The sequence below is a fragment of the Photorhabdus thracensis genome (assembly GCF_001010285.1).
In the GTDB taxonomy this organism is placed as follows: Bacteria; Pseudomonadota; Gammaproteobacteria; order Enterobacterales; family Enterobacteriaceae; genus Photorhabdus; species Photorhabdus temperata.
In genome coordinates, this window is sequence record NZ_CP011104.1 from 289,389 (window position 1) to 301,960 (window position 12,572).

9 protein-coding genes are annotated in these 12,572 nt (G+C 42.2%); 1 reads left to right on the forward strand and 8 read right to left on the reverse strand.

What is annotated here, in order from left to right; genetic code table 11:
• Window positions 1–39: 39 nt before the first annotated feature.
• The 8 genes from VY86_RS24375 to VY86_RS01000 all read right to left on the reverse strand — a co-directional run bounded on the left by VY86_RS24375 (window position 40) and on the right by VY86_RS01000 (window position 9,253).
• On the reverse strand, window positions 40–285 hold the full coding sequence (locus tag VY86_RS24375) for a hypothetical protein (protein ID WP_158019883.1): 246 nt from the start codon (window positions 283–285) through the stop codon (window positions 40–42).
• Between the two features lie 411 nt (window positions 286–696).
• Window positions 697–1,680, reverse strand: coding sequence for a T6SS immunity protein Tli4 family protein (locus VY86_RS00970; RefSeq protein WP_046973609.1), 984 nt, complete (start codon window positions 1,678–1,680; stop codon window positions 697–699).
• A 178-nt stretch (window positions 1,681–1,858) separates the two neighbouring features.
• Complete coding sequence (locus tag VY86_RS00975) at window positions 1,859–2,140, reverse strand: hypothetical protein (protein WP_046973610.1); 282 nt, start codon at window positions 2,138–2,140, stop codon at window positions 1,859–1,861.
• The gene (locus tag VY86_RS00980) at window positions 2,137–3,432 is read right to left on the reverse strand and encodes a T6SS effector BTH_I2691 family protein (protein ID WP_228940370.1); all 1,296 of its coding nucleotides are present in this window, start codon (window positions 3,430–3,432) and stop codon (window positions 2,137–2,139) included. The genes VY86_RS00975 and VY86_RS00980 overlap by 4 nt, the downstream gene beginning before the upstream one ends.
• A gap of 77 nt (window positions 3,433–3,509) precedes the next feature.
• A complete protein-coding gene (locus VY86_RS00985; RefSeq protein WP_046973611.1) occupies window positions 3,510–4,598 on the reverse strand; it encodes a T6SS immunity protein Tli4 family protein in 1,089 nt (362 codons plus the stop codon).
• Window positions 4,591–6,201, reverse strand: a complete 1,611-nt coding sequence (locus VY86_RS00990; RefSeq protein WP_046973612.1) for an esterase/lipase family protein — start codon at window positions 6,199–6,201, stop codon at window positions 4,591–4,593. The genes VY86_RS00985 and VY86_RS00990 overlap by 8 nt, the downstream gene beginning before the upstream one ends.
• A 2-nt stretch (window positions 6,202–6,203) precedes the next feature.
• Window positions 6,204–8,735 (reverse strand): type VI secretion system Vgr family protein, encoded by a 2,532-nt coding sequence (locus tag VY86_RS00995; RefSeq protein ID WP_046973613.1) that lies wholly within the window; start codon window positions 8,733–8,735, stop codon window positions 6,204–6,206.
• 131 nt (window positions 8,736–8,866) lie between these two features.
• Window positions 8,867–9,253: a type VI secretion system contractile sheath small subunit gene (locus VY86_RS01000; protein WP_158020007.1), complete on the reverse strand. Its 387-nt coding sequence runs from the start codon at window positions 9,251–9,253 to the stop codon at window positions 8,867–8,869.
• A 2,217-nt stretch (window positions 9,254–11,470) separates the two neighbouring features.
• Here VY86_RS01000 and VY86_RS01005 point away from each other — a divergent pair.
• Window positions 11,471–12,505: a fucose-binding lectin II gene (locus VY86_RS01005; RefSeq protein ID WP_046973614.1), complete on the forward strand. Its 1,035-nt coding sequence runs from the start codon at window positions 11,471–11,473 to the stop codon at window positions 12,503–12,505.
• Window positions 12,506–12,572: the final 67 nt, after the last annotated feature.

Below are 12,572 nucleotides of genomic sequence, written 5' to 3' on the forward strand. Positions count from 1 at the left end.
AATAACGTTCGTGATCTCACCCTGGGATCAAATGGCATTTTACAGTGCATCGGGTAAAAACTGCCAGTGCCAGACATGCAACCTAATACTGACTTCCACAATCCAGACAACAGATATTTGGATTATCCGAAGTGGTGACCACTCCCACGATATCCAGATTGGCAATGAATGCAGCAACCCCCCCTGCCTTCCAGGCTTAAATCCTGACATATATCGGGGGTACGGTGTAATAGTCTGATCACCCAGTTTACGCAGCATAGGTTCGCGCTGCCAGATTTGGCACACAATGGCATACTCTTCTGCCCCCAAATGAGAGAAAGCTTGCGGATACCCGTCAGGCAATAACAGAGTTATAGATATAATTATATTCTGTATTTAATTAATGAAGAGATCGCACAATAAACAATTAACACACAAAACAACACCTTATATCAAAATGCCTTATCATTGACGTTAAAATTATTATCTCAACGAAAAAAGTAGCATAATGCAGATAACAAAATCACATAGATAACAACAATAAAGACACTAGCCAATACCACAGCAGGAGTCACAAATAACACAATTTTATATTTTCCCCACCTGCTACATTTGATTATTTGAAAAACACCCATCCTCATCCCAAAGAGAACAGATGCGATTTTTAACCTTTATATCCCGATAACGGTTTTAATTTAAAACGTATTTCTATCGCTATCAGCAAGTGTCCGACCTTTTACGAAAGGTTTTCGTTATTACATCCCAAAACATAATCAGTTCATCTTCGGTATATAGCGTTGAAGGTAACTGGTAATTCATTGACATAATACCAACACAGACTTTTTCTTCATCCACTACCATATCATTGATAATAAAATCAAATCGATACCGAGGATTACTATCAAAAGGTTGCAGACCTACGACTAATAACTCTTCCCCATGAATACCGTTTATTTCTCTTTCCCCCTTTCTTATTACCCTGCCACAATTAACGAACCAATCCCTTTCATCTTCACCAATACGTTCAAGTAAATAACCTTCTTTAAGGCCATTAACTATTTCAATACCGAATGTGAAATGATCATCCTCATTTCCCTGATAGACAAACGTCATATTTACTTTCTCATCATCATTATCATGACTGGCAATAAAACCATCAGGGATACAGATTCCTGCCACTGTTGGGATTTCTCTATCCTTTCTGCCACTGATTCTGGAAATAAGCCTTTGCATTTTGTCCAAAGTTTGAGAAAGCATTCTATATTGGCTTTCGACCATCCCAGACTTTATATAAAGTTTTTTTGAATAACTGTATTTATCATCTGAGATTTCTATAAACTTCATCTCTATGATAAAAGCCACGCCATTATCATATAAATGGGCTTCTAACACTCGGATAAAGCCGGGTTCACTGACATTGTTATTTCTGTCAAAAATAACACCGAATAAATTCCCCTGAAGATGATGAACTTTTTTTAAAAAGGGCAGATCTTTTGGATCAGTAGTCCTGGTCACCCTTAACTTCTGCTCCCTTAATTGTATCCGCTGTTCAAATGCGGATAAATGCAAACGCTTGGTTTCTATTCTTGTATCACCAATAAATATCCCAGTATTGATGATATTTTCAAATACTAATGGAATATCAATCAGATAACGCCCAACACAACGAGTTTGCATATTTGCTAATATTTCAGTTTTCATTTTCTTTTCCTTTTTGGTTAAGATTGAATTAATAAAATTTAGGGACACACCACTATTACCAGGTATAAATAACCACACCAGATAATAAAATAAGTTCGAAAAACACACGCAACCACTATTAAAACCTATTGATAAAGGCGTATTGAATGAACAAGATTATCAATATTCACCTATTGATTTATTCTTGCACAAAGTGGAATCCCGCCCTGAATACCCCAGTGACTTTAATAAGCAGAACTTTGGGTGGTAATTCAGGCAATGGCGGCTCTTTTGCTAATATTGCATCCAATGCCGGGATTTGAGCCTGAAGCTCCGCTATTGCTTTTTCCACTTCGGCTCTATCTTCAGGACAACGTTGAATCCTTTCTCGCTTAACCTCTATCGATATATCAATGTCTTTTCTCTGACTTTTTATTTCCTTAAAGTCAATGGCATCTTTAAAAGGGCGACAAGTACTCATGACAAATCCTTCATTGCGTCAGCAAAGCCTTTACATTGTTGTTCATACAGCGTACTTCGTTGTGATTCAGGGTCAATCAACTGGGTTGATTTCAAACTTTTTGTCGGCTCCAAACCAAACACACAACCCCGACACCATTTTTGTAACTCATTATCAGAAAAATACGTCACTAACTCTTCAACAATAAAAATAACGAGCATCGCCTCCCAACTGAGCAGCCAGGCAAGATATTCCCATGCCAAAAGCCTTGCCACCCCTTCAACGAGTAAATTCTTAGGCGCAAGCAATGCCCTTTCAACCAATACTTCTAATAAACCTTTTAATGCTTTGGTAAGTTGCGCAAAATCATAAGCACCTTTAAGGCCGTAAAGACCAATAAACTGCCAGCGCCCTTGACCATACCATTCAGAAAAAGCGTTACTGATATCAACCCCCAAATTTAGTGTAGAAGCGAGTGTGCCTGCACTCGCCCCAATAAACTTAATGGTGTCAGTCGCCGCCATATTTTTTATGCCGTGCTCAACTGCCGGCGTCACAATCTCCATCGCGGTACTCAGTGTACTTAAAAACGCCGCAGTCACTTGGGCGTGGCCCTTTGTATCCCCTTTACTCTCTTTTAACTGATTGGCAAACTCCAACCCATTGAAAATCAAAACCAGTAATTTAATCCGGGATTGTTTTAATACCGGTTCTCCTTCAGCACTTTGAGCAAATTTTTTAAAATCAGACCGATAATCGTTACTTTTTTTCAACCGGTCTTCCACTCTCGATTTTTTCAGATCCGCCAATACCTGCTGCCTAAACTCATCGCCATCTTTAAGCTGCGATACCGACAGTTCAACCGCCTGATCAAACGGCACGCCGGAAATCACCGAGAACAGCGTTTTACTCAGCATTTCATTCCAGCTGTTCAGCACTTTCCCTAAACGGGTAAAGTTAAAGAACCTATCACCCAGCGTGACCAGTCGCCGGTCACAATGCAGCATCGCACGGGCAAATGAGCTGTTGGCCTTAGGCGGTTTTTCCAGCGCTTCATTCGCCTTATCGTAAGCCTCGACCAGTTTCCCGCTCAATGACGACACAATGTCCATAAACTCTTCGGTTTTTGCGGGTTTCACATCCCCCTTATTCATGGACATCTGTTGCAAAAATCCGCTCATTTCCGCCATCACGTCCGGGTTATTCAGCAGTAACGAGCGCCAGACAATATTGCTCTCCGATAAGGTTGAATACTGGTCGATTAAGCGGTCTAAAAATGCGCTGCCGGTTTCAGTCACATTCAGTGAAGCCATCGCATAGTCCACCGCTCCTTTCCCACCCTGATTTTTAACCCTTATATCCCTATGAAGGATTTAATTTAAAACGCATGTTATTGGGAATAGAAAGCGCCGGGTCTGACTCTGACGGTCTGACTAATAGCATCCCAGAACGCTACTATTTCATTCTGGGTATAAGCTGTTGGTGTCTCTTCATCATTGACCACTGTCAAATCAAAGACCGGTGTTTTCTTTCCGCCGGTTTTCTCATTTGCCAGTAACGTAAACTGATAACGCGGATCATCACTATCCGGCTGTAATCCCACCGCCAATAATTCCTCGGTATCCAGCCCATTAATTTTTCGCGCGCCTTTACGAAAAATATCACCCCGGTACAGAAATGCTTTAATTTGGCCGATACGCTCCAGCATACTGTCTTTTTCACGGATATAGTTATTCGTTTGTATTCTCACATTCAAATAATTATCCGGGCCAGTTTTATATAATGCACCGATATCTTCTTTATCTCTTTGATTATCTGCAATAAAAGCATTGTAAATACAACTTCCCGCAGTAGTCGGAATTTCCGTTTCTTCACGTCCGTGTATACGGGATAATAAATCCCTCAGTGTAGCTAAATCTTTCTGAGCTGTATTAGCATATACAACAGGGTAGGATGCCCTGTCTTTGTCATAACGAGTGGCTGAACCATTTGTCGTTTTCATTTCTACTTTAATTGCTACTCCATTACTGTACAAATAAGCCTCCAGTACTCTGAATGCATCATCAACGCTTACGTTCTCTATGCGTTCAAAAATAATCCCTTTCATCCCCTGAGGAACAGGGTAAATATTCTTTAAATAGGGCATATCAATCCCCTTCACCGTTTTTGTCTGCCGTAATACCTGCTCCCGTAATTGAATACGCTGTTCAAAGGCAGGTAAATAGATCCGTTGGGTTTCTACCCAATGATCGTTCACCCGGGAAGCATTCACCGTATCATGATAGTTTTCCGGTAAATCCACCAGATATCGGCCGATACAACGGGTTTGTAAGTTAGTTAACAATTTGTCCACAGCTAATTTTTCCTTCTGATTTAACACAGTATGTGGGGGATAGGGCTGCAACCAGTGCCACACCCCGTAAAACACCAGCGCAAGCAGGCTGGCAATTGCAATAACCAGTACTTTTTTTCTATTCATCAGGATAGGCCAGAGATGTTTGTTTAACAGATTGCGCTATTTTAACAATCGCCCGCAGGGTAAAAAAACGGGTATCGTCAGTATTATAGGCCCCTTCATGGTCAACCTCCGCCCCCAATATTGAACGCAGACCGCTGGCGGTAAATTTCCCTCCCTCAACTGGCACCGTGCCATCACCGGGCTCTTGCGGATCCGCTATAGTAAAAGTTTGTATTAGAGAATAGTCATTTCCAGGTTTTATTGGATATTTGACACTGCGCATATCTGAAAGCTCCGCATTCATCGGGTCAAATATCGAGCTATTAAATGCCAGTTCAAGATTACCTTTCCGATTAAAATAATCTTTACGTGCTACCCAACGGACGGTGCCATAAGAGAGGTGTTTAGTACTGTTACCATAAAAAGCATAGGTATTGTTGTGATAACAGCCATTTAATTCTTCTATAAAACTACGCACATCTTTTCTGATTATTTTTGTGAAGTTATCCCAATCTGCCTGCATTACTGACCGGTTTTTTGCCTTATTTTCCGGGTTAATTAAACGTTCTTCGCATAATCCCCACCATTTATCGCGCTGCAAATAGATTTCTTCATAAGGATCACGCTCCGGTAAGCTATAGCGTGTATTTCCATCCTCAATCTTCAACCACCACTTACCGTATCTCAAACCGGGTAATAACTGAAGTGGTCCCGGTGACTGCGCCATCACGGCAGTGAATTGACCGCCATCTTTGCCTATGACTAATCCAGTCGGGCTACCTTCACCTGCTTTCATCCGCTTATAAGCCGTCGGTGCACCAAATGTCGGCATCACACCATGCACAATCCCCAGGAGCCTGTCATGCCCCTCCAATATTTCTGAATAGTGACGTGCCACCAGTCCTCCCATCGAATGCGTGACCAGTATCACCTTCTCACAAGGCTGACACCGCCGTTTATAGCCCGTAGCCACTTGGTCAATATAGTCCGCCAACCGGTTTGCTGACTCCACATTAGACTGAAGCCAGTTATACCCCATCACATGAACCGGAAACTGATATTGATAACTCAGCTTAATTTCATCCCGTGTCAGTTTGGCTTCCCCCATCTCAGCCTGTAAATCCATCAACTCCAGTTGCTGACGCAGTGTCTGCTTTCCCGTCTTATTCAACCGGTTATGCAATAACTCATCCTGATCATCCAGCGCCGCCTGAAGCCAGGGCAAAAATTCGCCGTAGCTCATATAGGCGACCTCACCCCAACCTCGCTCCTTTCGCGAAGGAAATTTAGGGCCTTCTTTATGATTGTCGTCTACTCTGCCCCGTGAATCGACAACAGTATTTTCCGGATCAAGCAACTTTTTTCGATCTTCTGCGCCCTTTAAAACCCAGTCCTTCAAAGCACCCAAGCTGCTGTTTAAACGCCAAACTGGCGTTCCATTTTTATCCTGCAAATTACTCCCCATCACCCCCGGCAGAAAAATCACCGGAATAACCCGGTTTGGCACCTTATAACAAATCGCCGTCAGGTTCTTTTCACTGGGCGCATTAACTAACGGGTAATACAGCCTGCCATGCTCGTCATAAACAGGCTGAACAACAATTTTTTCTGATGAATCGGACATCATTACTCCTTACCTTCTTTTAAATAGAACTTCATTGCTTCCACCCCTAATTGCTGCTGTTTGGTCACCTTACCATCCGAGTCGGTTGTCGAAGGTTGCTGACTATTGTCCTGATTGTGTAAAAGGCTGCTTTGATGGTTCACCGGTGAATCATCAAAAGGCCAGAGCACCTGCGGTGTTATAGCAAAATCCGTTGTCTCACGTTGGGAAGCCATCTGATTAAAACTCTGCCCACCAAATTTTTGCCACACCGCCGCCCGCTGGATAATGTTATTGGGCGCCCCACTTTCCACCTGTCCGTTGCCAATACGGATATATCCCCCGCCACAGGCCAGCAAAATCTCCTCTTTGGCACTGATGATCACTTTGCCTTCATGACTGCTCACCGTGATGTCTTTCAACGCCTCCAGTCCCATCGCATCACCCTGCGCCTGAATATCTATCCGCCCTCGGCTGGCAAACAGTTTGATCCCCAGCTCTTCGGCAAACAGGCTGATAATCCCACCGGCTGCTACCGTGAATTTTTTCAGCACACTGAAATCGGTATTTTTCCCACTGGTGGCGATAATATTTTCCCCTGCGGAAAGCTGGAGATTTTTCGCCGTCGTCTGAGCAATACCCTCGGGTGCGGAAAGTAACAGCGCTGATTTTCTCAGTTCCGTCAACGTGTCACTCAATAACGCCTTCTGTTGCTGCAAATCCGCTAATTCAGCTTTGGCGGTTTCTGCCGCACCCCGTAATGCTTCGGTTAACGCCTGCGCCTGTTGTAACTGACTGATTGCCGCCTGCATTGCCAACACGTCTCCCCCCGCGTTGGCCTGTTTATCCGCACTGATAAACAACCCTTTCCCGGCCCGGATCGCGCCCCAGTCATCGGTGCGCAACTCAAAGCCCTCACCCCGTTTATCCGGGTGCGGTTGCTGGCTGTCGACCAGATGCCCCAGATTGAGCTGGCTCTTACCGCCGTATTCGGTACTCAGTTTGATGTGCTCCCGACCGCGCTCATCGTCCATGCGCAATTTGTTATTCGCCGGGGTACGCAGGACATTGCGTTTGTAGTTGAACAAGGTGACGTGATCCGGGTGTTTTGAGTCGTGCAGCGCATGGGCGATATAGGGCCGATCCGGGTCGCCCCCTTCAAATGCGATCGCCACCTCGGTACCTTCGAGCAACGGCCAGTGAAAACCGTAGGTGTCACCCGCATAGGGACGAGCCAGACGCACCCACAGGCTTTCTCCCCCTTGCGGCCATTCCGCCCGGTCAAAATCAAACGCCACCCGGTACAACCCGTCTTTATCAATATCCCCGTACGGGTCGTTCACGACCGTGCTGCTTACTCTGGCCGGCAAGGTGCCCGCTATCCGGGGTTTGGGGATCAATTCAGGTCGAAAACAGATGTTTTCCGCGTAGGGGATCGCAGTGAATGCCATTTCAAAACTGCGATCCCGGCGCGCACTGCTGCGAATAGCGGTTATCACTGCCCCTTTACGGAAGGCTTCCGGCGCTTCACCCCTGACTTTCAACTCCTGGCCCGGTAACAGCGTCGCGGATGTCGTCAATCCCCGCAGTTGAGTCTGTCGATTCAGGTAACGTTCATGTTGCAGCCGGGAATGGAACACCCCGCTTTCCACTGCCGGATCCAGGTCGTAACGGTTGCCTAACACCCGGTAGTTGTTATCCCGATAATGGTACGCTTCGCCATACAGGGTCTCATTGCCCCGCGTCACATCCACTTCGGCATCCATACCGTATTGCGGCAGCGCGTCACGGTAGTCATAATCGCGGGTCACCACTTTGCCTTCCACCACCTGATGTGCGGTTTCCATGCCCCACACCACATCTTCCTCCCCGCCGTGCATGCCTGACGGATTGAGCGCCGGCATATAGACATTAAACTGGTAGTAACGCTGATCGTCGTAAAACTCCACCACGTCAATTTTCAGCCGATCGTCCGCGGTCAGTTTGTACCAGATCCCCACTTCCGCCAGCAGGCGTTGCACAAAACGTAAATCATCTTCGTCGTATTGCATCACCTGCTCCCGCTTCGGGCAGGGGTACGCCAGGGTGAATAAGAAATCCTGGCCGCGAAAACCGTGTCGTTCACGCAGGATTTTTTCCACGATTTCCGGTACCGACATTTTCTGATAAATGGCGAATTGGCGGCTTCTCGATAACAGAGCCAGCCGCGGCTCCAGGGTCACTTCGTAACGGCTTTCATCCCGCGAGGTGGACAACAGCTTAAATTCGCTGATTACCCCGTAGATTGTGCGCAGCGGCGCCGGCGGTATCACCGGCATGCCCCGCATTCCCGGATTAATCGCGGGCGACGTCAGGGTAAACGAAGCGTCCCGCATCAGCATCTGCGCCGGTTTGATATCTTTCACCGGGCTGGTGAATTCAATGGCGTAACGAAAAGGCCGGCTTAAGAATTCCTGCCCGCTAAACGCCACCACATCCAGCGGCGCAGTATTTTTCCACACGTTCAGTTTGTAGCGGCTGTGATCAAAGATGATCGCCGGGGTTGTGTTGTTCATAATTTCCTCCCACTTGCTTCTCGGTCGCTTCAGGTACGCTACCGCCCATAGCCGTATACCGAGGCCCATAAGGTCATGATTTGTTTTAGGGGTTCCATAGCGGGGCCTGTGACACCCGCCATCACACCTGGTCAGTCCAGGTGATTTTCATGTCGCCTGCACTGACGACGTGTGTGAAAAAACGGGTACCTGTTGTGGTCGCTGGCAGGAACAGATCCAACGCCCTGCCCAATGCCCGTTCGACCGGCTGTAAACAGCGCAGCCCGCAGTTGGGGAATTTGGCGGACCACTTGCTCAGGCTCGAAATCGTTTATTTGTCGGAAAGTGAGTGCGATATTTTCTTCGCTGCCATTTTCAGCCAGGGTATTTTGAACCGTCAGGTTAACAGCGAGGCTAAATTCAGCCATCACCCATAATTTCAGCTGCAACTCAACTTTTTTCTGCGCACCACCCGTGTGTAAATCTAATTTGATATTAATACGCACTTTAGGGGACTCTTTTTGAAAACTCTGTATCACCAGTAGTTCCTTAAAAAATAAAGATGGAATGAATGGCATGATGGTCATGCCATTACGCATCTTAGAAACAAAAAACCGGATTCAGATATTTCAGAGCAGGCAGATAACCAGGCAACAAATAAGAGAAAACCGACAATGCCTGTGCCAATAAATAAATGAATTTACCAGACAAGCCATTCCCTAGAAAAAGGCGATTTTCTAAACAGTTTTATATAAAATCAAGACATTTTTTATCCTATAGCACTTTTTGCACAAAACAAATCAGTCATAAGAACTGACCTATGACGGAAAAAGCACACAACATATAAACATAACCCAAACGATATGGAATATTTTTAAAAAACATATTGTATTTATTTTCATAAGGTGATAGAGATTTCTCTGTTTTATTATTAACAGGGCAATTTGGCAATGAGGGATATATTAATAATTTATTATTTTTCAATTGGTTATTAAAAATTTCACGCAGCTAAAGTCATTTTTATATTCACAACATAATAAGCCAAATACTTAGTAGAAGAAGTAAAAAAGAAATAATTATCAGCCAGGTTAATGCGAATGAGAATAAATTCTATGATGCAGAATAATGCGTGGTAGAAATAGTCAGAAACAATGGATTAATACGGATATTATTAGTGATATTTTTACAAAATATCTACCATACTGTGGCTCAGATAAAGCGATATATTTATCTTCACAATGCACTGAATAGTAATAATAATTATGAAAACAAAAGAATTCCATAAAATAAGGATAACTTGCTTTTTAATAAATAGAGCAACACCCTCCATGCTTCTTATCGGTTTAACGATTAGCGCAAATTGGCGGGTTCTTTACCTTAATTTTATTTGGGGAGAGATGTCCGGCCATTATATACATCTTTCACCGGGCAACATCTCCGTCAATAGATGGTTCCATATTTAAGGAGGGTAATGTGGCTTCCGTCACCCGTTGAAGGACAAAGTTTCCTGGCGGCTGACTGATAAGAATCGCTTTACAAATTTGTCATCTTTTTAACATTATGTCGTTTCTCTTTTTACTTGTTTTCCCTTTTTTGGCGATTGGTAAGCTGTTTTCTTTTCGGTGATTAATTAGCTAAAGGGAAAAAACAAACGCCCACTAATACCAGATTTTGAAAATGGACAGAGTACCTAAAAACGGCTTATTCCCTGTCATTAACAGAAAATTGAAATAAATCAGCAAAAAAAGATATTATTCGAAAAACATAAAAAGGTATCTTTATACCATCAGGCTATTTACGAGTTAATTTATGAAGATAAAATACAAGAAGATAACTTGTAAAAACTGCTCAGAATTGCCAGTAAAACAGCGTTAATAAAGATAAAAAGCGAGTATGATTAACGTTGATTAAATGTAAAACACAACATACCATAATGATTAAACTTAACAAAAATCAGGCGTTAAAAGTGGTAAAAAAACGGCTAAAACCTTATTATATAAGTTAAAACCAGAAGTTAAAAAAATGGCTTTTAATAAAAGTTTAAAATCTGCCTATCATAAATCCATAAGTGAAAATAAGAAAAAGAATTGGTTTTATTAATGCTTATATACCACGTGGAAAAAGACAAATAAAAATATTAGGCGGTTAATCAGACAATCTATTTTCTAAAATTAACCTGCTTTAATAACGTTTTCAACTGAAGAATAAACTTTTTTATAAGCCAGTTAAATAATCATTCATAAAAAACAGGAATAACAAAACCCACAAATAAATAATTTAACTAAATACATCCATTTAAAATTATTTAATACTATTTTATCCCATTGAACAGTATTGCTTTTCATACCTTTAATGTGATTTAACAATAAACTAAAATAAAAACCATCAGTAAATAAAATCAGCATTATGCCGATTTTTTATTATACCGGCAATATCATTAATATATTTTTAAATGCCATCACCAAAAACATAAAATAGCGCTTTAAATTCCATTAAATTTATATCACCCTCATTTCTTAGCATGTATTTTTATTTTTTCAAAAAATCAAAACAATTAAATTAATAAATGAATTGTTAATATATAACCTTGATTGCAACCTACTCATGACATTAATCTCCAATAATTAAAATCATCTTGGAGAACTAAGAATATAATGAAATTCCATAATTAAAGGAAATTTTTCAACACTACTTTTAATCCACTTAAATTAAAAAAAATATGTTATAATATAATTACCATGAAGGATATATAATAAATGAATACAGATACCTATCTATTTCTTAACTCAGAAAATATTAAATATAATGATCAGTTACATAAAGCATACACTGGTTATCCTCAATCTATCAGTAACGACTGGCCTAACCTTCCTGTTGAATTCCAAAGACAGATCGACGATATCGTCAATTTAAATGGTTCTCTATATTTTTTTAAAGGTTCACAATATCTTAAATTCGATATAGCGAAAGCACAAGTAAGTGATGGACCAAAACCCATTGTAGAGGGATGGCCTGGATTGAAAGGTACTGAATTTGAAAATGGGATAGATGCAGCTATAGAATGGGTCGATACAAAACAAGATATTGTTTGTTTCTTCAAAGGATATGATTGTATCGATTACACTGTCAGTTCACACAAAATTAATAAGAAAACTATCTCTGCCAGATGGGGAACTACCGGTAAGTACGCTGCATTCAACGCGAATTTGGATGCTGTTGTTTTATGGAAAAGCATTGCCAGCCAGTTTATCTACTTTTTCAAAGACAGTAATTATATTAGATACAATACGAAATTGAATGCTATTGATGGTGGACCTCGACTCACCCGATCCGGTTGGCCGGGTGTCTCTTTCCACAAAATTCAAGCAGCGGTATCTGTTAATACAGATTTATTAGGTAGTAAACGTGGCAATAATAATGGAGGCTGTGGCGGAACATGCGGTACCAATGACACCGGTAAACACTGTTTCCAATTACCTCAAAGTATTCGGTTTGGCTTGATAGCCTATAATAATACGAACATTCAGCAAACGGTAAAGGTATATATTGACGATCTCCTGGTAGACACATTAACCGGTAAAGGAGAAAATAATCTGACGGCGACTAAAGCCTACACATCAGGTACAGGTAAAGTCTGTATTGAAATTACAGGAGATGGCAAACCCTGCAAACTCTGTTATTTCGATAACATACTTGACGGAAAACCAGGAATAGCAACTATCGGTGCTGAAAACGGTACCAAGGATAATTACAATGACTGCGTGGTAATGTTGAATTGGCCACTAGTGTGAATTAAAAATAATTTGGTAAATGCACTACAAACAAAAAAGCGGCGTTATGTCGCTTTTTTGTTATGCG

Bases quoted from the DNA above. Each gene is read 5' to 3' on its own strand.
- VY86_RS00970 (WP_046973609.1), bottom strand. From the start codon at position 1,680: ATGAAAACTGAAATATTAGCAAATATGCAAACTCGTTGTGTTGGGCGT.
- VY86_RS00975 (WP_046973610.1), bottom strand. From the start codon at position 2,140: ATGAGTACTTGTCGCCCTTTTAAAGATGCCATTGACTTTAAGGAAATA.
- VY86_RS00980 (WP_228940370.1), bottom strand. From the start codon at position 3,432: ATGGCTTCACTGAATGTGACTGAAACCGGCAGCGCATTTTTAGACCGC.
- VY86_RS00985 (WP_046973611.1), bottom strand. From the start codon at position 4,598: ATGAATAGAAAAAAAGTACTGGTTATTGCAATTGCCAGCCTGCTTGCG.
- VY86_RS00990 (WP_046973612.1), bottom strand. From the start codon at position 6,201: ATGTCCGATTCATCAGAAAAAATTGTTGTTCAGCCTGTTTATGACGAG.
- VY86_RS00995 (WP_046973613.1), bottom strand. From the start codon at position 8,735: ATGAACAACACAACCCCGGCGATCATCTTTGATCACAGCCGCTACAAA.
- VY86_RS01005 (WP_046973614.1), top strand. From the start codon at position 11,471: ATGAATACAGATACCTATCTATTTCTTAACTCAGAAAATATTAAATAT.